The following is a 20,521-nucleotide window of genomic DNA, read 5'->3' on the forward strand; positions in this document are numbered from 1 at the left end:
TGCATTGTAATTGCTGATTTTACAAAAATGCCAGCCAGAGATATAGTCCCAGTAGTGTCAGTAACAAGGTCGGCACCGTCAGTACGATACCTGTCCTGAAATAGGTACCCCACGAAATGCGGATGCCCTTGGAGGAGAGCACATGGAGCCAGAGCAGCGTGGCCAAGGAGCCGATCGGAGTCATTTTGGGGCCCAGATCCGAACCGATGACATTGGCATAGATGAGTGCTTCCTTGACTGTTCCGGTGACGGATGCACTATCAATGGCAAGCGCATTAATTAGCACCGTCGGCAGATTATTCATCACGGAGGAGAGGACGGCAGCAATCATCCCCATGCTCATGGTAGCTGCTAGCAATCCCTCCTGGGCGGCGATTTGGATCATATGCGCCAGAGCATCGGTTAATCCCGCGTTACGCAGCCCGTACACGACAACATACATCCCAATGGAGAAAAATACGATCGCCCATGGCGCTCCCCGAATCACCTCTGGTGCCGGTACAGCTTTGCTTCGGCCAGCGATGAGCAGGAACAGTAGTGCAATCGCTCCAGCGATGAGTGAGACGGGTATGCGTAGCCATTCGCTGACAAGATAGCCAATGAGCAGCGCTGCCAGCACGAACCAGGAGATTCGGAATAGCTTTATGTCCTGGATCGCTTCCCTTGGCGGCTTGAGATGAGCAAGGTCATATTGTCTTGGTATGGCCTTGCGGAAGAGCAGGTACAGCACAAGAATGCTGGCTCCGAGCGAAAACAGATTGGGGACGATCATCCGCCCGGCATATTCCATGAACGTAATCCCGAAATAATCAGCTGATACGATATTGACGAGATTGCTGACGACCAGAGGCAGTGATGTCGTATCAGCAATGAAGCCCCCGGCAATGATGAAGGGGAACACCTGTCGCTCATCCAGTCGCAGCGCTCGCACCATGGCAAGCACGATCGGCGTCAGAATGAGAGCGGCTCCGTCATTGGCAAAAAAGGCCGCTACCACAGCGCCTAGCACCGAGATATACACGAACATTCGTACCCCATGCCCTTTCGCTGCGCTGGCCATATGCAAGGCGGCCCATTCAAAGAACCCGATTCTATCCAGAATCAATGAAATCAGGATAATGGCGACGAAGGCCAGCGTGGCATTCCAGACCATCTGGGTTACATCCCAGACGTCCTGTAGATCGACGACGCCAACCAGAAGGGCGAGCAGTGCTCCTCCACAGGCAGACCATCCGATCGAGAGATTTTTGGGCTGCCAGATCACCAGCACCAGAGTAATCAGAAATATTATGCATGACAAAACAATACCAACCACAAGTACCCTCCTAGATGTTCAACGAACAACGAAAACCTCAAATCTACTAAATGCTCATCTTAATATATAACTCTATGAATAGAAGTACAATTGAAAATAAGTCCTAACCGAATATTCCCGGAGCAAAAGCCGTCCTAGTAGTCATACACTGGTATAACACTGGTATGCGCTTATTCCTATTCGCCTGTAGCAGCAAATCTTTGGATGCGCTCGCCAATCTGATCGCGAACCCTTTGGAATACAACCCATTTTTCTTCATTCGTTCCCTGTGCCTTGGCTGGGTCATCGAAACCCCAATGCTCACGTCTTACCTGTGGAGGAGTGATTGGACACTTATCTGCCGCGTCCCCACACAAGGTTACAACCAGATCAGCACTGTTCAGCAGATGGGAATCAATAATATCCGATGTTTGAGTAGATATATCAATACCGACCTCCTTCATAGCCTTAATAGCGTTTGGATTAAGTCCATGAGCTTCAATCCCAGCGCTATATACATTCCAGTAGTCTCCCAAGTATTTTTTAGCCCATCCTTCAGCCATCTGGCTACGACATGAGTTGCCTGTGCACAAGAAGTAGATTGTCTTTTGTTTCATAATGGATATCTCCTTTTGATTAGTATATAAGTATATGCTTATATTTGAGGCGAGGGGGAGCCGCTATTTACAAACGGATGTAACACATTCTTTATTTAAGGCAGCAAGTATCATTTTGTTGTCAGGCATATACTTCAACACGTCTTGAATATAAGGCTTGTCTTCTACATTTAACGAATAATATACCCATTGCCCACGTTTATCCTCCTTGACGATTCCTTGGGCCTTGAGCTTACGCAAATGCTGGCTAACTCCTGGCTGAGATATCTCTAAAATATCAACAAATTCGCAAACACACCATTCTCGTTCTTTCATCAGCGCTAGCATCGTCAAACGTGTCTTATCAGCTAACAGCTTTAGTTGTTCAGCGACCTCTTGAATGGTCTTCACCTGATCCCTCCTTCATACATAAGTGACTGCTTATATAATAGTTGATGGGAAGAGTGAACTCAATACATAAGTGCTTCCAGAAATTATAATGTATACAGAACGGATGTTCTGATTATAATTAGATAAGAATGTATGTTCTCATTGCTGTGATTTTATAGAGGGGTGCATAATCATGCCTAAAAAAAATGAACGAATCATTTTTCTGGCAGACTGTCAGTCTTTTTACGCTAGCGTAGAAAAAGCCTCACGTCTGGATTGCGAGCATAAGCCGCTTGCGGTGGCAGGTGATCCTGCCCGAAGATCTGGAATTATTCTTGCTGCCTGCCCGATAGCCAAGAGCTTTGGCGTGACAACGGCAGAACGTCTTGGGGAAGCGCTGAAGAAATGCCCGGAGCTCGTCGTTGTTCGACCGCGGATGCAGTATTACATTGATGTGTCCTTGGCCATCTCTGATATCTATAGGCAGTATACAGATCTGGTAGAGGTGTTCAGTATAGACGAGCAGTTCCTAGATGTGACCGGAAGCCTTGGATTGTTCGGTGATCCGTTAGAGATTGCCCGAGAGATTCAGCAGAGGGTACTTCTGAAGACGGGAGTGTGGGTACGGATCGGAATGGGCTCCAACAAGATTCTGGCTAAAATGGCCACGGATATATGGGCGAAGAAGAACGAGAGCGGCTTGTATCGCTTACCGAAGTCGGGGCTTGAGATGCTGCTGTGGCCTCAGCCCGTGCAGAAGATGTTCGGTATTGGCTCGCGCATGACGAAGCATCTGGCCAGACTGGGTATGCATACGATTGGAGATATCGCCCGTACGCCGCTTCCTGTGCTGAAGTCCCGCTTACGGGCTCATTTTGGCAAGCAGTCAGACATTCAGGCAGAGGTGCTGTGGCGGAGTGCTCATGGGCTGGATGACAGTCCAGTCGCCCCGTACACATTTCGTACCCCTCAGAAGTCCATCGGTCATATGATGACATTGCCCAAGGATTATCTGGAGCCGAAGGAAATTGAGACCATTCTGCTGGAGCTGACGGAGGAAGTATGCCGGGACAGTCGGCGTAAAGGCTATATGGGGCAGGTGGTGAATGTCAGCTGCATGTGCAGCCCTTATGAGGCACCTACGGGATTTTCCCGGCAAAGGAAGCTGCTTGATCCGACGAATAGCACTAATAAAGTATTTGCGTCCGTGAAGGAGCTGTTCTATAAGTTCTGGGATCATATGCCTGTACGTCGTCTGGGTGTCAGCCTGAGTGATCTCGTCGAGGATGGGGTCTATCAGATCTCCTTCTTCGAGGATCAGGAGCGGGTGCGCTCCCTTGAGGAAGCGACCGATCGCATCAAGGAGCGGTATGGCAGTGCTGCTATCGTTCGGGCATCCTCTCTGACCTATGCGGGTCAGGCATTGGAAAGATCGCTGAAGATTGGGGGGCATTACAAATGAGCAAAAAGCTGCAAAATAACGGGCTATGGGAATCTAGCCGGATGATGCTGCCTGAGCATCGGGCGCGTATTCTGGAGGAGGCAGGGAGGGCAGACAAGAGGTCTCGTCCACTTCTGCATGAGGATGAACTGGAGGAGATGCTTCGCTATATCCTGATCTCGGAGCATGATGGGCTGCCGATACAGATTGAGCTATTCACCGAACGTGGTCCTGCTCATCGCGCAGAAGGCACGGTTACAGCCATTAGCCAGCATCAGCGAAAATTCAGAGTCGATACGCAGGATGGCTTTGAGTGGATTGATTTTGCCGAGCTGATGACAGCTCGCCTGTTATAGCCTTTACGTAGCGTTAATGTTCTATAATGAGACTCAGGACAGACGCTGGATAGAGAGCCTTGTGCTTGAGAACTAAGGACAGGGCAGTCTGGCGAAAGGAGCGTAGGAATGAGTCAGAGATGGAAAATCAAGGAGCTGGCCTCAGAGCTGCACGTATCTACACGAACGATCCGGTTCTACGAGGAGAAGGGGCTGATCACTCCTGAGAAGGACCCGGATAACGGCTATCGGGTGTTTGGTGAGCGTGATGTGACCCGGCTAAGGATGATTATCTCGCTTCGCGAATTTGGGATGTCGGTGGAGCAGGTCAAGCAGCTGCTGGGCAGCCTAGAGCAAGGGCGGCGGGAGGAGGCGCTGCATACACTGGAGCTTCAGCGTTCAGCGATGTTCGATAGCTGGATGGAGAGCAAGCAGCAGCTGGAGGCCGCTGATTATATGATTGATTGCCTGCGGACGGGCGAAGACCCTGAGTGGGGAAGCTGGTTCGCGAAGGCTGGTGGCTTGAAGCGACAACGCCAGCTGAGGAATTCATGGCAGGACAATTGGGATTTTGATAGCCGCGCAGCCATACATGATGAACTGGTGAAGCAAGAGGAGCTGCAGAGTGGCGGTCATCCGGCTTACTCGGATACCCTGCGGTTCATGGTGGAGCGCGTTCAGCCACAGCCCGGGGAAAAGGGAATTGATATGGGGACGGGGACCGGCAATCTGGCCGGGCTTTTTGCAGCAGAAGGGGCAATGATGGCCGGTATTGACCAGTCTACAGAGATGCTGAAGCAGTGTCGTCGTAAATTTCCACATATTGATGTCCGTCCGGGGAATCTGATGCGGATCCCGTTCGTAGACGGGAGCTTTGATTTTGCGGTGAGCAGTTATGCTATGCATCATCTGGCTGATGAACAGAAATACATTGCTTTAGGGGAAATATGCCGTGTGCTCCAGCCGCATGGCCGCATCTGCATTGCAGATGTGATGCAGGAGCCAGAACGTTGGGTGAGCGCAGCGCTTTCAGATGATATCGTAGTCGCTGATCAAGCAGGGCGTCTGGAGGATCGTCCGGTGGATTATCTATCGAATGATTGGCCCAACCCTCAGCCAAGCCTTCAGCCCAATTTTATGACAGATCCTCTGTCTAGCTCTATGTCAGATCCACTGGCGAATCATCTGGACAAGCAGCCAGCCTACTATGTGACGCCTTCGTTTCTGACAGAATGGCTTGAGCAGCATGGATATGTAACGATTACCCGGCGTGTCGCTGGTCCTGTCTACATGGTATATGCCGTTCCTGTTCATTATGGTCAGGCGCGCAGCGGAGCTCTTTTCTCCTGATGAGTGAAAGTCTCTTGACCTTGACGTAAGGGAAACTTGTAGTCTTCTGGTGAAGTAGTACTCATGTGATAAGCCAGGAGGATGAAGAAAATGAAAATGATGACAGAGGCAAGCGATACGATCATGATCAAGGGTGCTCTCATTGTGAGCATGGTACCTGGAGAAGAGCCATATGAAGGAGATATTGCAATCAAGGGCACGCGAATAGAGGCGATGGGGCCAGAGCTTTCGAAGCAGCCGGGGGAGTGCATTCATGCACGTGGCATGATCGCTATGCCAGGGCTGATCAATGCCCATCAGCATTCACCGATGAGCCTGCTGCGGGGCTTCTCCGATGATCTGAAGCTGATGGACTGGCTTGATCGCAAGATGCTGCCAGCCGAGGCGCGGATGACGCCTGAGGATATCTATTGGGGAGCCAAGCTGGCGATTGCTGAAATGATCAAGTCGGGTACGACAGCTTTTGCTGATATGTACATTCATATGAATGAAATTGCCGAGGCTGTACAGGAGAGTGGTATCCGTGCATCGCTTACCAGGGGAGTAATTGGTCTGGAGGACGACGGGGGCCGCAGAATACATGAGGCGATTGATCTGATCGATCGCTGGTCCGGCAAAGCAGAGGGACGAATCACGACCATGATGGGACCCCATGCGCCCTATACTTGCCCTCCGGATATGCTGAAGGAGGTATTGAAGCTTGCTGAATCCAAGCGCGTACCGATCCATATTCATCTAGCTGAGACTCTGGAGGAGAGCGCGATCATTCAGGAGCGGTATCATTGTACACCAACACAGTATTTGCACGATTGTGGTCTACTGGATCATGATCATATTTTGCTGGCCCATGGAGTGCATCTGCAGCAGGAGGATATCCACCTGCTTCGCTCTATTCGTGGTGGTGGAATAGCTCATAATCCGGTGAGCAATCTGAAGCTGGCTTGCGGAATTGCCCCTATAACCGAGCTGCTAGAGCAAGGGGTTAGCGTCGGTCTAGGGACAGACGGAGCAGGCAGTGCTACAACGCTCGATATGTTTGCCGAGGTACGTGCGGGGGCATGGCTGCAGAAGCTGGCTAGTGGAGACCCCGCCCGATTCCGTGCCAGACAAGCACTAGCCATGGCTACAACCGAAGGAGCAGAATTGCTCAGGCTTGGAACAAGGGGAGGTCAGTTGGAGCCTGGGAGACTGGCTGACATCATCCTGCTGGACTTGCAGCAGCCGCACCTGCAGCCCCTTCATGATCCATTCTCCCTACTGGCCTATGCGGCCTGTGGTTCGGATGTGCACACCACTATTGTAAATGGTCGTGTGCTGATGAGAGAACGCCAGCTGTTGACGATAGACGAGCCAGAGCTGCTGCAACAGGCAGCTGTCCGTGCGAAACGAATCACAGCCGGGTTATGAGCGGATGATGCACTGGCACTCGGCTTGAGGGGCTGGACTAGAGGGATTGTCTAGAGAGTCGAGCAGAGCGTACCCACCTAGCCCTTGCATCTGCAAAGGTTCGATTAATGTACAATCTGGAACAGGCGACTTAGCTCGCGTCGTACCTCACTTCTGGCGAAGCGGGGGAGCATGGAGAAGAATCTCCGATATCCCCGGCACAGGTAATGCACTTCAATGCCATCAGGACCTCGCTGCTCCTCCAGAACCTTAATCCCTCTTGCCCGCATATCCCGTCGGGTAGAGGTCAGCTCATGGGTGATATGCTGCTGCAGGCGATCCAGTCCGCGAGTGTAGAGATCAGAGAGGTACAGTGTAGAGGAGGAATGCTTCAAGACGGCAATATCCTTTGCCAGCATATCGAGCATCAAGGTATACAAGACATAGAATTTCACCAGACGGTCATCCTCATGTGTAGGGATGGGAGGTGCTGATGATGGCTTCATAACATCGTTCACTTCCTTCATGGGGTACTATCTTAGATGTATGAGAACGTATGTTCTTAATATAACCATCATAATGGAGTTCATACATTCCAGCAACGAGGAATTCATGGAAAATGCAGTGCACACAGACACTTGAAGGCACATGCTTCCCATGGACAGCAAAATAAGGTATGGTTGGTCATGTCTATTGGAGTTCACAATTGTTAACGAAAGAAGGAATGATCAGATGCGCCGGCTGTATACTGCGCTTATTTTGCTAAGTCTTGTGTGGGGAGCGTCCTTCATGCTCATCAAGGTGCTATTGGCACATCAGATGGGCCCGTGGACGATAGCCAGCCTCCGCTCCTTGCTGGGCATGCTGTTCATCGTGCTGATGATGGTGCTGCTACGTAGGCCATTTGATTTGAAAAAGCTGAACTGGGGCGGGTCTCTGCTGGTGGGAATTATCAATATGGCGTTGCCTTGGGCACTCATTGCTTTCAGCGAGACGAGACTCACGAGCAGTATGGCTTCTGTGCTGAATGCGACGACTCCGATCTGGACGATGCTTGTAGGTCTGGTGTTCTTTGGAGCGGTGTTCGGCAGAAAGCAATGGCTGGGGATGGGCATTGCATTTGCAGGCATCCTAGTACTGCTCGGCATTAATTCGGATACGATCATTGCCGCAGATCCAATAGGCTTTGCGGTGATGCTCTTGGCGACATTGTGTTACGCTATCGGCTCCCAGCTTGCGCGCAAGCTTCTGGGAGGTATGGATATGTACCAGATTTCGGTGGCTACTCTGGCAGGCGCGTGGATCAGCAGTACGCTGGCTGCGCTGGTGCTGGAGAGCCCGTCAATAGCTTCATTAGCATCGCTAGGGTCACCTCAGGTCATGGTTTCGCTATTGGGACTCGGCGTCCTTGGCTCGGGTGTAGCGTACATCCTGTTTAATTACATGCTGATGAAGGGTAGCCCAGAGTTCGCGACCTCCGTAACGTATCTGGTGCCTGCCACAGCGATGGTATGGGGCTATGCCTTGTTAGGTGAGCATATCGGTTGGAATCTGCTGGGTGGACTGGTGCTGATCCTCGGTGGAGTCTTCATCGCTAATCGTCGGGGAAGTGTAGGTTCATCAGGCAGAAGGGCAAAGGAAGGGCTTGATCGAGCAAAGCAAACGACGGTTCATATGGAGCAGAGAAGAAAGAAAAAAGCCAACGAGACAGAAGGTAGCTCTTATCGAGCATAGAATAACGGAGGACAGACACTAATCGTTATGATGCATTAGTCGAATTTCACAAACTGATATACAGAATAAGGCGGGTGCGCTTCGAGCGTTACCCGCCATCATTTTACTCGTCCGATTCTACGCTTCAGATGCTACACTATTGAAATACATACGTATATATCGAGGAACTGCTATCTATCTCATCTTTCACTCCTAACCGAAATCAGAGAGGAGGCAGTGCCAACGGGGCGATGAGACATGGATTGTCGAACTCAGGGTGGGTAGGGATCAGATTTCACTCCAGGTCATTGTCAGTTCTACAGATCCGTCCTTGCTGGCCATTACTCCTCCAATTAAGGACCATTTTTCATGGGCTTCTGTATCGGTTCCTTGAATGATGATATTTTTTTCATCGATGGTCTCCACAGCATCTGTCATGGCTTTGGTGGCAAAATAATCTTTGTACATATCGGAGACGGCCTTCAGATCTTCAGGGGTTGTAAAGATAATCATCACTGACTTCTTGCCTCCTTGTTCGCCGGACTGAGCTAATTCAATCTTGGCATCAGCCGGTAAGGGAAAGTCAGCAGGCATATTTTCAGGCAGCTGCTTATTCTGGTTCACTTCTGCCTCCGCAGGCTTCGCTGCAGATGTGGAGGCCTTGCTCGTATCTGCTATGCTCTCTGCAGCGGGCACGTTGCTACCGTTAGATACAGTATTATTACTATCTCCGGACTCCTGAGCCGCCTGGGTGCTACAAGCGCTCAGGATCGTCATCAGGGTTAAGGTAGCACAGGTTAGTACCAACTGCTTCTTATTTTTGATCATTATTATCGCTCCTTCTCTGTGAAATATCTGCTCCTAAGAGAGCAATCTATTGTCTCCGCTAATTGATTCCACACATCCTTCCCTATATGTTATATAAGCTCGTGCTATATGGTTTGAAGCGTGTGATACATGCTAGATATCCAGAATTTTAACAAAAGTGAAGTTGAGGAAGAACGTGCCCTAGTCCAGTTGTATTCCCAACCTAAGTCCAGTTTTGCATAACAGTATTTATATTCTGCATTGTATCTTCCGCATCTTCGGAATTGTTGCATATTTTCCGTGCATCTGCTGCCAGACGCATAACCAAAGCTTTTAATCATATATTGTTAATGCCAGCGGATTTCAGTCTTACTTCGTGTGGATTTTGTGGTGGTGTAGAATGTTCTGACGTCTAAGGGCTCTGCAACATTCGTCACCATGGATATGTATATCGTCGACTATGCATATCGTCCATTTTACGTAGGTTTGACATAACAGGGCTGTTTCACAGGTGCTCGTCTGTGGTAGAATTGTTACAGGGACTGGTTCGGCTAACCGACCAGTTGTGACGAAATAACATGCAGAAAGGATCAGGATACCATGTGTCCCCGAAGGATACTTCCCCAAAGGACGATCTGGAAACGGTATGATCTCTCTTATACTTAGCTTCTTCTCGTGGATGACGTCAGCCATTCTGACCGACTTTACGGAAGAGGGGATTGTGAAATGCGAAGGACCAAGTCCTCCAGGCTAAGCATCCATTTCGGCTTCCGTAAGAGCGGTAGTTACACCAAACTTACGAGAAACCGAGGAAGCCTGTATGAGGATACCCTACCAAAGTTCAATTACTGTTAGTCAACTCGCCCCGCTAGCTCGACGTATGCTGGCTATGATGCTGGGCACGCTTATTCTTGCATTTGCGTACTATCATATTAATTTTGCGAATCACTTAACTGAAGGAGGCTTCGTTGGCCTGGCTCTTTTGGGCAAATACGCCTTCGGTTGGTCACCTGCCTGGACGGCATTGTTGCTGGACATTCCGGTGCTGCTTGTCGCTTGGCTGTGGAAGGGCTGGAAGTTCATGGCCTCAGCATTGGTCGGAGCTTTGATGTTCTCTGGATTCTATGCTGCCTTTGAATTATACTCGCCTCTGCATATCGATCTGGCAGGCAATCTGGCGGTAGCTGCCTTGTTATCAGGCTTACTGACAGGCGTTGGTGCGGGTCTGGTTATGCGATTTGGCGGTGCTACTGGGGGCGATGATATTTTATCCCTCCTCATTAGTCAGTGGAGAGGCTGGAAGCTGGGGAATGTATTTTTTGCCAGTGACTGTATCGTACTTCTTCTCTCTCTGTTATATTTACCGATGAAGGAGACACTGTATACGATTCTTGCAGTATGGGTGGCAGGAAAGATTATCACCATCACCGTCACCTTCCGTCTACCGAAGCCAACTGTTGCTCCTAAAGTAACTCTGAAGCAGCAAGCGCACAGCTAGGCGTGGATTGTGGGGAGCTATACGCGGTTCGAATTAACCGCATAGTAACAGCAGTGCCCTATGTTCCGAAGAGCATTGTTTGGGACTTCAGGCGAATGCTCTGGACTGATGAGAATGAGAAGGGTACGCAGACAGACGATAAACATGAACGAATAATAGAGCAGATCAAGCATAGAGGTGTTCTTGATGCCATGACCATGGATCAGGAGCACCTCTATTTGTATGTGTATACATCATTTACTGAAATGGCGTGACTCCTGAATGCGACCATGCTGATCATGAATAATCACCCGTATGCTCTGGTCTGCAGACCAGCACTTGGCTGCTTGAACGGCCTCCGTCTTGGTATGGTGCACAGAAGAGGGATGATCTCGTCCCTGCTCCTTAATCGCCCAGCCTTCCTCGTGGGGAACGACATGAATGGGCTCATCCGTCTCGTGTGCGGGATGGTTGCGATTCCATTCCTCAGCCTGAGCCGTTGCAATCGCAATTGCTCTCCCTTCCTCATAGCCGTTCGATAGGAGGGCATTGGCGATCTCGATCGCCTTGTTGCGCACACGTTCCTCCAGATTTTTCATGGATGGGGGGTAATCCTGCTTGTTCCACGGCATAATCATTCCTCCTGTCTCTTCCTTCAGATTACGAAAAATGAGATTGAATCAATGCCCCTAAGGGACGGTAGATATGGAGCTTAGATATATATTACCCTTCCCATTCGTGGGCAAACGCGGATCGCCGTAATTGTATCTCCAAACTAAGTAGAATCTGTGCCCAGCCGTTAGATGAGAAGGATTTGGCTTGCAGCTATCGGAAGGAGAAGGGCCACGGATAACAAAGCCACAGGGGATCATCCGACTTTGAAGTTGAATGAAGATCCTGTGGCTTTATTTGTGCGTATTAACAGCAATTCGAAGCTATATCGTTGACAAGGATAATTTCTCCCCGGGTAAATTCAGTAACACTGTACATGAATTAGTTACTGGAATAGCATCTTACTGGAAAAGCAATTTACTTAAAAAAGTATCTTATCTAAAAAAGTATCATTCTGAAAAAAGCACCTTACTGAAATAGTGAAGCGTACTCTCCATAGCCCTCTTCCTCCAGCTTGTCCTTAGGAACAAAACGCAGCGCAGCGGAGTTGATGCAGTAGCGCAAGCCATTCTCGCCAGGTCCATCATCGAATACATGGCCAAGATGGGAGTCTCCGATTCGGCTGCGGACCTCGGTGCGAATCATGAAATGACTAAGATCCGTCTTCTCCTTGATGCTATAGCTGCTCAATGGGCGAGTGAAGCTAGGCCAGCCGCAGCCTGCATCATACTTGTCCCGTGAGCTGAACAAGGCTTCACCTGAGACGATGTCCACGTAGATGCCTTCATCTTCGTGGTTCCAGAATTCATTCTGGAAGGGACGCTCGGTAGCATTGTTCTGGGTGACTTCATATTGCAGCGGTGTCAGCCGTTCCTGGAGGTTGGACTTGTCCAGCTTGCCGGACCAATGATTCTCGATGAAGTCCTCACGTCCAGAGCCTTTGCGATAGCGTTTGTAGTGCCCTGGATTCTTCTTATGATAGTTTTGATGATATTCCTCTGCTTCATAAAATACAGATGCTGGTACAATCGGTGTAACGATTGGTTGATCGAATCGTCCACTGTCCGCAAGTGCTTTCTTTGAGGCTTCTGCTTTAAGACGCTGTTCCTCACTATGATAGAAGATGGCCGTCTGATAGGATTCCCCGCGATCATGGAACTGACCACCAGCATCTGTCGGATTAATCTGTTGCCAGAATAGCTCCAGCAGCTTCTCATAAGGGAAGACATAAGGATCGAAGGTAATCTGGACAGCCTCGACATGACCTGTCGTATCGGAGCAGACTTCCTCGTAAGTGGGGTTCTCTGTGTGACCACCTGTGTAGCCAGAACGGACTTTCTTGATTCCTGGCAGATCCTCGAAGGGAGATACCATGCACCAGAAGCATCCACCTGCAAAGGTAGCTAATTCTGTATCGTTGGGATTTTTAATGATATCCATCTATAATCACTCCGTTCTTGAAGACATGTTATAAGCCGCGGATAATTCCTATCGGGAAATATCCTTAATTTAAATTATACTCGAATTGTGCCTCTGAGACCAAACTAGCTAGCTACCGTACAACTTTTTGCGCACCAGCATGAAGATGCCAATACTAATCCCGAGGTACAACAGGGCAAGTGAGACACCAGCCAGTGGGTAGGTGGCCAAGAGACCGCCAGCGAAAGCATAGGCAGTTACACCTGGTAGCTTACCAATACATGTACCAAGTGCGAAGCTGTGAAAAGGAAAGCGAGCTACCCCGGCATACACATTGACCACCGTCTGGGGGATGAGCGGAAAGAGCCGGGCCAGCAGCACAGAGACGAAGGGGTGACCCTCCATGACTCGGTTGACCTTGGATAGGGCAGGTGAACGCTGCAAATATGCCTGTCCGCTGGCGCGGAAGAAATAGCGAATCCCTGCGTAGACGGCAAATGCAGCCAAAGAGCTTCCGGTCCAGCAGATGAGAGCCCCTTGCCATGGGCCGGTTGTATAGGAGATAGCCGCGATCACCAGCTTGTAAGGAAAGACAGGGAGCAGGGCAAACAGGAATGAGACCAACAGCAATACAGTCCAGGATGCCTGTTGCTCAGTCCATGTCCACAAGCGCTCTCTCTCCAACCATGTCACCAGCAGTAGCAGGATATATCCACTCACAAAAATCCATTTTTTCATAAATAAATCCTTTCCTGAATAAAACCCTAATTAACAACGAATGAATACCTAATAAGTCTCTAATAACTCTCCAACAAGTTCCCGAAAAAGTCCTGAACATGCTATAAATAAGATATGAACTAAGTTCTAGATAAGTTCTGAGGAAGTAAACAAGTTTCTAAAAAGTAAAGCAAGTTCTGGAGGAGCCTTAATATAAGTGCTTACGATCGTGCTCAAAAAATAATGTAAGTGCCGATTCCTTGTTTATGTCATGAATGCTATAATATGCCGCATAGAATAATCCCAAAGGGGAGTAGCTCAGACAATAAAGTCGTCATGACGGGTAAATTTGCCCCGGCTTTATTGGCAACGTGACGTTGTAAGCGAGACCTTTGCCTGGAATCTTGAACATTCGGGTAAAGGTCTTTTTGATGTGAATTCAAAAGGCGCCGTTCCTGATTGTTCAAGGAGCAAGCGCCTTTTTGCATGAGTGTTGCGCATAGATCCCGAAAATGATGCAAAATGCTGACATGCATGAATGCGAGTCGCAAAGCTAAGTATAACAAAAAAATGAGGGAGAGTGGGGAGCGCATGGATTTCATGTCTGTGGAGTTCTGGACAGCACTCATGTCCATCGTAATTATCGACCTGGTGCTTGCTGGCGACAATGCGATTGTCATTGGACTTGCTGCGCGTAATGTACGAAAAGAGGATCAAAGGAAGGTGATTTTCTGGGGGACGGTCGGGGCCGTTCTGATTCGTGTTATTGCTACGCTACTGGTCACGTATTTGCTGCAAATATACGGCTTGCGATTGATCGGAGGACTGCTGCTCGTCTGGATTGCTTATAAGCTGCTCGTTGAAGAAAGGAAGCATGAAATCTCGGCAGGAAATCAGATGTGGGCTGCCATTCGTACGATTATTATTGCAGATGCCATGATGGGGCTGGATAATGTACTCGCTGTAGCAGGGGCTGCGCATGGTGACATGTTTCTGGTCATTCTGGGGCTGGCGATCTCGGTACCGATAATGGTATGGGGGAGCACGATTATCCTTAAGCTTACCGACCGCTTCCCCTATGTAATTGCCATCGGGGCTGCTGTACTTGCGTATACCGCTGCCAAAATGATCGTCGCCGAGCCGCTTCTTCATGACTGGTTCGTGAATCCTGTCGTGAAATATGGCTTCGAGCTTCTTGTTGTCATCGCTGTAGTGCTGTACGGCTGGAATGTGAAGAAAAGACGTGAGAGCAAGATCAAGAGCCGTCCAGTTCGGATTAAAACGGCGGAGTAATCATTACTAGTGCTGCTCCTGAGGGAAGGGGTCCAGCATTTCGGTAGTTGTATCAAGAATGCTACTTCCGGTTGCATCGCTTCTGAAGTTGGTATACGATTTGGTCACTAGCCAACAGTAGGAAGTGAGAGGAGAAGTACGATGGATGACAGCAATAAGCCTTCCTCAATGGAGGAAGTGATAGCCCAGCAATATCGGCAGGAAGAGGATATGATGATTCTTGTCTTTGCCCAGTGGTGCGTGAATCAGGGGTTAGACCCTGAGGTCTTGTATCGACAAGCGTACCCGCATCAGGAGAAAAATGAGCGCCTGCAGCGAGTGCTTGAATTGACAGTACCTCGCGAGGAGGCTGGCGATATTCCGGATGATACCGTCCTTGGTGTGCTGTCCATGTTCGGTAATGAGGATTTGGCCATGATCGTGGCGGAGGCAAGAGAGCAATTGAACAGAAATCCCGCTAAGCCCGGATGATTCCCACCTCAATAACGTATGATAATGAGAGCAAGTCTCCCATTGTCATACGTTTTTTTTGGTTATTGCTCGCGTTAGTTGTTTAACTTATGGGAAAGGGAGCTTACAGCTGCTCACGGTGCTCGGCGCGGTATTGTCTTGGTGATATCCCGTATTTTGCACGGAATACGCGGTGGAAATAAGTATAATTGGCAAATCCGGACGATTCAGCCGCTTGCTCCAAGGACATCGGGCTGAAAATAATCCGTTCCCGCGCCATATTGAGCCGAACCTCCAGCGCATATCGCATGATGGTGGTATCGAATGTTTCCTTGAACAAATGCACGGCACGGGATACGCTGATGCCGAGGTAGCCTGCAACGTCGTCCAGCTTAAAGGCAGTCGAGGCATTTTCCTCAATGTAATGCTTGATCTGGAAGGCCAGATAGCCGTGCTGGGAGGCAACAGGTTGCTCTGCCAACAGTCGGTCAATCTCGAGACAGAGAATCCGCATGTAATACTCCGAAATCTCAGGGTAAGGGTTGAATATCCGACGCTGCTGCATGACAATCTGGCGGAATATATTCAGTAGGGATTCGTTCAGTTCTACCCGCATCTTGGCTGGACGTTTACGCTGCTTCCACCAGGCTTCAGCCCAGGGTCCAGTGAAGAAGATGTGATAATCGCTGCTCTCGATCAGCGTGTCCCCTGTCGCATCCGTTTCGCCGTCAATTGTCAATTCATAAGGCTCTGAAGGATGAAGGAGCAGCAGATCACCAGCCACCACTTCGACCATATCACTACCGATCCGTGCTCGGCAGCTACCGTCTGTCTGCAGGCGCAGCATGTAATTACGAATGCCTTCGGGCTGGCTTGAATAATAGGGCCTGCGGTGAAAAGAAAATCCGGCAGTCAGCACCTTACATGATTCATTAGGGGACATTGTAAGCACTCCTTTGCTTCCATGGTCCAATTCCCGGATATCTGTCCTTATCCCGGAATCATAATCACGGTTACTTGATAAATATTGGCCAGATTGTTCATGTTCTAATCATATTATTCATTTTATTCGAGGGCTGTACAGAATACCATGAGAGTAGATTGTACACCTCATATAACTGGCATCTGAGGAGTGAAGAATATAGTGGAGAGAGTAAAGGCAGGCATTATCGGCTGCGGTCACATTAGTGCCGTATATCTCGAAAATTTGAAGCATAGTCCTTACATCGAAATCGTAGCTGTTGCTGACCTGCTGGCAGATCGTGCAAGAGCAAGAGCAGAGGAATTCTCTGTTGCAAACGTATACACAGTGGATGAGCTGATTCGAGATTCGTCCATTGAGCTGGTATTTAATCTGACCGTTCCTGGCAGTCATGCCATGACGGATCTGGCTGTGCTGGAGGCAGGAAAGCATGTATTCAGCGAGAAGCCGCTGGCCGTATCTCTTGAGGATGGCAAGCGAGTCCTTGAATGCGCCAGAGAAAAAGGTCTGCTGGTCGGCTGCGCACCGGATACCTTCCTGGGAGCAGGTATTCAGACGGCACGGAGCGCGATACAACAGGGCATGATCGGACGTCCGATTGCAGCCACGGCTTTCTTTATGGGAAGCGGCCCGGAATGGTGGCATCATGATCCTGAGTTCTTCTATGCCGCGGGTGGTGGTCCTATGTTTGATATGGGCCCATACTATTTAACAGCCCTTGTGAATCTGCTTGGCTCGATCCGGCGGATTAGCTCCACGGTCGGAATTCAGATTCCTGATCGAATAATCCATAGTGGGCCGAAGGAAGGAACCCCGCTTCGGGTACAGACTCCGACGCATCTGGCAGGTAACATTGATTTTCAGAGCGGGGCGATTGCCACTGTCATTACCAGCTTTGATATCCGGGGGGCCTCGGAGCTGCCTTTCATTGAGATCTATGGTACAGAAGGGACAATGAGCGTTCCTGATCCCAATACGTTTAATGGTGATGTGAAGGTCAGACGCTTCGGTGCGGAAGAGTGGGAGACGGTGGAGCCACTGTTCATATGCTCTCGCAACGAGCGCGGATTGGGGGCCTCGGAGATGGTCACAGCCTTGCGAGTAGGTAAGCAGCCGCGAACGAGTGGAGAGCTTGCTTATCACATTCTGGAGGCGATGCATGCGTTTCAGCGTTCCTCACTGGAAGGGAAGCACATCATCTTGGATAGCCGTTTCGAACCGGATGAGACCTTGTATTACGGCAATGAGATTCTGGCGAAGGTTGAAGTCTAGGTAGACGTTGAAATCAAACGAGCGGCATACAAGGAAAGGTTTCATTCAAAGAGAATTCATAAGAATGAAAAATGTGTTTTTTATGCATAAAAGGAAACTTTTTTAACATGACATGCGTATGTAATATTAAAGGCTCGAGACAAGGCAATCCCATTCAGTCGAAAAATATGCTTGATCCATTGAACTTTACATTATAGTTATTGAATTTCATCCACAGCGACAGGGGAGGATTATTCTATGAAACTTGGCGTATTCTTGGTCTTATTCGGGGACAGATCTTTGGAAGAAGCATTGGATTTTGCAGCATCCACGGGGGTAACAGCCGTAGAGATTGGAACAGGTGGCAATCCAGGCAAGAAGCATTGTGATCCGGCGGCATTGCTGGATAATGATACAGCGATTCAGAATTTCAAGAAGGCGGTGGAATCTCGTGGGCTGACAATCAGTGCCTTAAGCTGTCACGGGAATCCATTGCATCCGCAAAAGCATCTGGCACAGCAGGATCATGAAGATTTTATCAACACGGTATTGCTGGCTGAGAAGCTGGAAGTACCTGTTGTGAATACATTCTCCGGCTGTCCGGGGGATCATGAGAACGCGAAGTATCCGAACTGGCCCGTAGCTCCGTGGCCGAACGATTATCAGGAGATTTTGAAGTGGCAATGGGAGAATAAAGTTATTCCTTATTGGACGGAGACAGGCAAGTTCGCAGCTGAGCATCATGTCAAGATTGGATTGGAGCTGCACGGGGGCTTCTCTGTGCATACGCCTGCTACGTTGTTGCGTTTGCGTGAAGCTGCAGGAGAAATGATTGGTGCCAATCTCGACCCAAGCCATATGTGGTGGCAGGGTATTGACCCGGTTCAGGCTGTACAGATTCTTGGCCGTGAAGGAGCGATTCATCATTTCCACGCCAAGGATACCGTCATTGATCCAGTGAATGTCAATAAATACGGCCTGACAGATATGCAGCCTTACACCAATATGCTGGAGCGTGCGTGGCAGTTCCGTACAGTAGGATTTGGGCATGACATCAAGACGTGGGCGGATATCCTGAGCGCACTTCGTCTTGTAGGCTATGATTATGTTGTTAGCATTGAGCATGAAGATGGACTGATGTCCATCGAGGAAGGCTTCACCAAGGCGGTTCACAATCTGAAGCAGGTGCTTATGAATGAACCGTTAGGCGAGATGTGGTGGGTATAACAGCTTGGGAGACAACAGGGGCAATATTTAGGGGGATAAGTTATGATTAACGTAACCATCTGGAATGAATTTGTTCATGAGAAAATACACGATGCCGTGCAGCGCGTCTATCCCGATGGATTGCATAATGCACTCGCTGCGGGGCTTGGGGGAGAAGGCTTCGCAATCCGTACAGCAACATTGGACCAACCGGAACATGGGCTAACGGATGAAGTGCTGAATTCTACGGATGTACTGATCTGGTGGGGGCATATGGCTCATGATCGGGTAAGTGACGAGGTGGTCGCCAAGGTGGTTCGCAAGGTACAGGAAGGCATGGGCTTCGTGGTGCTGCATTCGGGGCACTTTTCCAAGCCGTTCAAGGCCTTGATGGGCACCAGCTGTGATCTGAAATGGAGAGTAGCTGGCGAGCAGGAAATCCTGTGGTCAGTAAATCCCTCGCATCCGATTGCAGAGGGCATTGATGCGAAGATTATTCTGGAGCAGGAAGAGATGTATGGCGAATTCTTCGATATTCCTACTCCGGATGAGCTGGTGTTTATTAGTAATTTTGCTGGAGGCGAAGTATTCCGCAGTGGTTGTACTTTCCGGCGTGGAGCAGGCAAGATCTTCTATTTCCGGCCAGGGCACGAGACGTATCCAACGTTCTATCACCCCGAGATTCTGAAGGTTATTGCCAACGGCATTCGCTGGACGTACCCTGTGCATCACCCGCAGCAGACTTATGGACGCAGCGAACCGGTTCGCCCTTTTGGCGAGGTACTCGTATGACATTTCCACATGTGTTTTCGTAGAGCGTCCGGAAGAGTAGGATGCGACCCGCAGGAAGGTGTAGCTTGATCAACGGTGTACCTCCCATCAGACAGTCTTTGACGGATACATGCATGCTATTGTAATGATACGGTGAAAGACAGGCGACTCCGGGAATCGCCTGTCTTTCGTTATTTTCATGCCCTACAGCAATGTCCTACAATTAATTGGGACCAGGTCATTTTCAATTTGATGAAAATATGCTAAACTGAAATATACTAACTAATTGAAAGTTAACAACAGACCTGTCAAAGAGGTGAATAAAATTATGGACAATCATCCAACCCATTTGTGTCCCCGCTTTGAGACAGCCTTCTCATTCTTGGGAAAGCGCTGGAATGGTCTGATCATTCGGACGCTAATGGATGGGCCTAAGCGGTTCAAGGATATATCGAATCAAATTCCCAGCATGAGTGACAAGATGCTATCGGAGCGGATGAAGGACCTCGAGAGCGAAGGGATCCTCATCAGACATGTATACCCAGAGACTCCGGTTCGTATCGAATATGAGCTTACGCCTAAAGGCCAGGCACTGCGTCCAGTTATGGATCAGATTCAATCATGGGCTGAGGATTGGGTACAGTAGAGAAGTAAAGTAGATGAAGAATGACAAGTTGTAGGTAGCGTAAAGGAAGGTACCCTGAGTTCAAAGTGGGGGGCCTTCTTTTTTTTGTTAGCGTGCCCAGAGGCACGCATTATCTAGTTGGTGAAAGTCCAACCAAGGGAGGGGCCAAGCCACCCTTGTAGCTAGGATGCTTGCGCATGGTGAAATCTGTGTGTAAAAGCGCATCGACAAAAGTACCGGTCAGAGACCGGGCGAGCGACAACCCAGGCCGCAACATCAAGTGAATCCTGCCGCGTCGTCAAAAAGGACCTGCGAAGGGGAAAAGAGGGAGCCGAGTCTCGTGACAATGGACGAAGGCCAAGGAAGCTGTGCAGAACTTGGGACAACAGTGAAGAACCCTCCGGCG

At 49.4% G+C, this 20,521-nt stretch carries 21 protein-coding genes; 12 read left to right on the forward strand and 9 right to left on the reverse strand.

Going from position 1 to position 20,521, the window contains the following annotated elements; translation table 11 throughout:
• Positions 1-19 precede the first annotated feature (19 nt).
• The 3 genes from D328_RS0123830 to D328_RS0123840 form a co-directional block, all read right to left on the reverse strand.
• Positions 20-1,315: an arsenic transporter gene (locus D328_RS0123830; protein WP_018887565.1), complete on the reverse strand. Its 1,296-nt coding sequence runs from the start codon at positions 1,313-1,315 to the stop codon at positions 20-22.
• Positions 1,316-1,491: 176 nt separating this feature from the next.
• Positions 1,492-1,911, reverse strand: coding sequence for an arsenate reductase (thioredoxin) (gene arsC / locus D328_RS0123835; protein ID WP_018887566.1), 420 nt, complete (start codon positions 1,909-1,911; stop codon positions 1,492-1,494).
• Positions 1,912-1,974: 63 nt separating this feature from the next.
• Complete coding sequence (locus tag D328_RS0123840; protein WP_018887567.1) at positions 1,975-2,301, reverse strand: ArsR/SmtB family transcription factor; 327 nt, start codon at positions 2,299-2,301, stop codon at positions 1,975-1,977.
• A gap of 172 nt (positions 2,302-2,473) precedes the next feature.
• On the opposite strand from D328_RS0123840, the gene D328_RS0123845 reads away from it, so the two are divergent.
• From D328_RS0123845 to D328_RS0123860, 4 genes are all read left to right on the forward strand, one after another.
• Positions 2,474-3,742 (forward strand): DNA polymerase IV, encoded by a 1,269-nt coding sequence (locus tag D328_RS0123845; protein ID WP_018887568.1) that lies wholly within the window; start codon positions 2,474-2,476, stop codon positions 3,740-3,742.
• Positions 3,739-4,077, forward strand: coding sequence for a YolD-like family protein (locus D328_RS29685; RefSeq protein WP_018887569.1), 339 nt, complete (start codon positions 3,739-3,741; stop codon positions 4,075-4,077). Before D328_RS0123845 ends, D328_RS29685 begins: the two co-directional genes overlap by 4 nt.
• 108 nt (positions 4,078-4,185) lie before the next feature.
• Positions 4,186-5,406: a MerR family transcriptional regulator gene (locus tag D328_RS29690; RefSeq protein ID WP_018887570.1), complete on the forward strand. Its 1,221-nt coding sequence runs from the start codon at positions 4,186-4,188 to the stop codon at positions 5,404-5,406.
• Positions 5,407-5,496: 90 nt separating this feature from the next.
• A complete protein-coding gene (locus D328_RS0123860; RefSeq protein WP_018887571.1) occupies positions 5,497-6,813 on the forward strand; it encodes an amidohydrolase in 1,317 nt (438 codons plus the stop codon).
• 104 nt (positions 6,814-6,917) lie between these two features.
• Here D328_RS0123860 and D328_RS0123865 read toward each other — a convergent pair whose 3' ends face one another.
• Positions 6,918-7,298 carry a hypothetical protein gene (locus tag D328_RS0123865; RefSeq protein ID WP_018887572.1) on the reverse strand — a complete coding sequence of 127 codons (381 nt, stop codon included), beginning with the start codon at positions 7,296-7,298 and terminating at the stop codon, positions 6,918-6,920.
• Positions 7,299-7,524: 226 nt separating this feature from the next.
• Here D328_RS0123865 and D328_RS0123870 point away from each other — a divergent pair, with 226 nt between their 5' ends.
• On the forward strand, positions 7,525-8,526 hold the full coding sequence (locus tag D328_RS0123870) for a DMT family transporter (protein WP_018887573.1): 1,002 nt from the start codon (positions 7,525-7,527) through the stop codon (positions 8,524-8,526).
• A gap of 267 nt (positions 8,527-8,793) precedes the next feature.
• Here D328_RS0123870 and D328_RS0123875 read toward each other — a convergent pair whose 3' ends face one another.
• Positions 8,794-9,333: a hypothetical protein gene (locus tag D328_RS0123875; protein WP_018887574.1), complete on the reverse strand. Its 540-nt coding sequence runs from the start codon at positions 9,331-9,333 to the stop codon at positions 8,794-8,796.
• Between the two features lie 799 nt (positions 9,334-10,132).
• Between D328_RS0123875 and D328_RS0123880 the strand changes: the two genes are divergently transcribed.
• Positions 10,133-10,810 (forward strand): YitT family protein, encoded by a 678-nt coding sequence (locus D328_RS0123880; RefSeq protein ID WP_018887575.1) that lies wholly within the window; start codon positions 10,133-10,135, stop codon positions 10,808-10,810.
• Between the two features lie 233 nt (positions 10,811-11,043).
• Here D328_RS0123880 and D328_RS0123890 read toward each other — a convergent pair whose 3' ends face one another.
• The 3 genes from D328_RS0123890 to D328_RS0123900 form a co-directional block, all read right to left on the reverse strand.
• Complete coding sequence (locus D328_RS0123890; RefSeq protein ID WP_018887577.1) at positions 11,044-11,421, reverse strand: DUF2188 domain-containing protein; 378 nt, start codon at positions 11,419-11,421, stop codon at positions 11,044-11,046.
• Between the two features lie 448 nt (positions 11,422-11,869).
• Positions 11,870-12,841: a peptide-methionine (S)-S-oxide reductase MsrA gene (gene msrA, locus D328_RS0123895; protein WP_018887578.1), complete on the reverse strand. Its 972-nt coding sequence runs from the start codon at positions 12,839-12,841 to the stop codon at positions 11,870-11,872.
• Positions 12,842-12,949: 108 nt separating this feature from the next.
• Positions 12,950-13,558, reverse strand: coding sequence for a TVP38/TMEM64 family protein (locus D328_RS0123900; protein ID WP_018887579.1), 609 nt, complete (start codon positions 13,556-13,558; stop codon positions 12,950-12,952).
• Positions 13,559-14,128: 570 nt separating this feature from the next.
• Here D328_RS0123900 and D328_RS0123905 point away from each other — a divergent pair.
• Together D328_RS0123905 and D328_RS0123910 are read left to right on the forward strand one after the other, a co-directional pair.
• Positions 14,129-14,830 carry a TerC family protein gene (locus tag D328_RS0123905; RefSeq protein WP_018887580.1) on the forward strand — a complete coding sequence of 234 codons (702 nt, stop codon included), beginning with the start codon at positions 14,129-14,131 and terminating at the stop codon, positions 14,828-14,830.
• A gap of 141 nt (positions 14,831-14,971) precedes the next feature.
• Entirely contained in the window at positions 14,972-15,301 is a 330-nt protein-coding gene (locus tag D328_RS0123910) for a hypothetical protein (protein ID WP_018887581.1), read from the forward strand.
• A 103-nt stretch (positions 15,302-15,404) separates the two neighbouring features.
• Here D328_RS0123910 and D328_RS0123915 read toward each other — a convergent pair whose 3' ends face one another.
• Entirely contained in the window at positions 15,405-16,223 is an 819-nt protein-coding gene (locus D328_RS0123915) for a helix-turn-helix transcriptional regulator (RefSeq protein WP_018887582.1), read from the reverse strand.
• A gap of 201 nt (positions 16,224-16,424) precedes the next feature.
• On the opposite strand from D328_RS0123915, the gene D328_RS0123920 reads away from it, so the two are divergent.
• The 4 genes from D328_RS0123920 to D328_RS0123935 all read left to right on the forward strand — a co-directional run bounded on the left by D328_RS0123920 (position 16,425) and on the right by D328_RS0123935 (position 20,136).
• Complete coding sequence (locus D328_RS0123920; RefSeq protein ID WP_018887583.1) at positions 16,425-17,534, forward strand: Gfo/Idh/MocA family protein; 1,110 nt, start codon at positions 16,425-16,427, stop codon at positions 17,532-17,534.
• A 237-nt stretch (positions 17,535-17,771) separates the two neighbouring features.
• Positions 17,772-18,740 carry a sugar phosphate isomerase/epimerase family protein gene (locus D328_RS0123925; RefSeq protein WP_018887584.1) on the forward strand — a complete coding sequence of 323 codons (969 nt, stop codon included), beginning with the start codon at positions 17,772-17,774 and terminating at the stop codon, positions 18,738-18,740.
• Between the two features lie 42 nt (positions 18,741-18,782).
• Positions 18,783-19,511, forward strand: coding sequence for a ThuA domain-containing protein (locus tag D328_RS0123930; RefSeq protein WP_018887585.1), 729 nt, complete (start codon positions 18,783-18,785; stop codon positions 19,509-19,511).
• Positions 19,512-19,818: 307 nt separating this feature from the next.
• A complete protein-coding gene (locus tag D328_RS0123935; protein ID WP_018887586.1) occupies positions 19,819-20,136 on the forward strand; it encodes a winged helix-turn-helix transcriptional regulator in 318 nt (105 codons plus the stop codon).
• Positions 20,137-20,521 lie beyond the last annotated feature (385 nt).

The sequence above is a fragment of the Paenibacillus massiliensis 2301065 = DSM 16942 genome, assembly GCF_000377505.1.
GTDB classification, from domain to species: Bacteria; Bacillota; Bacilli; order Paenibacillales; family Paenibacillaceae; genus Paenibacillus; species Paenibacillus massiliensis.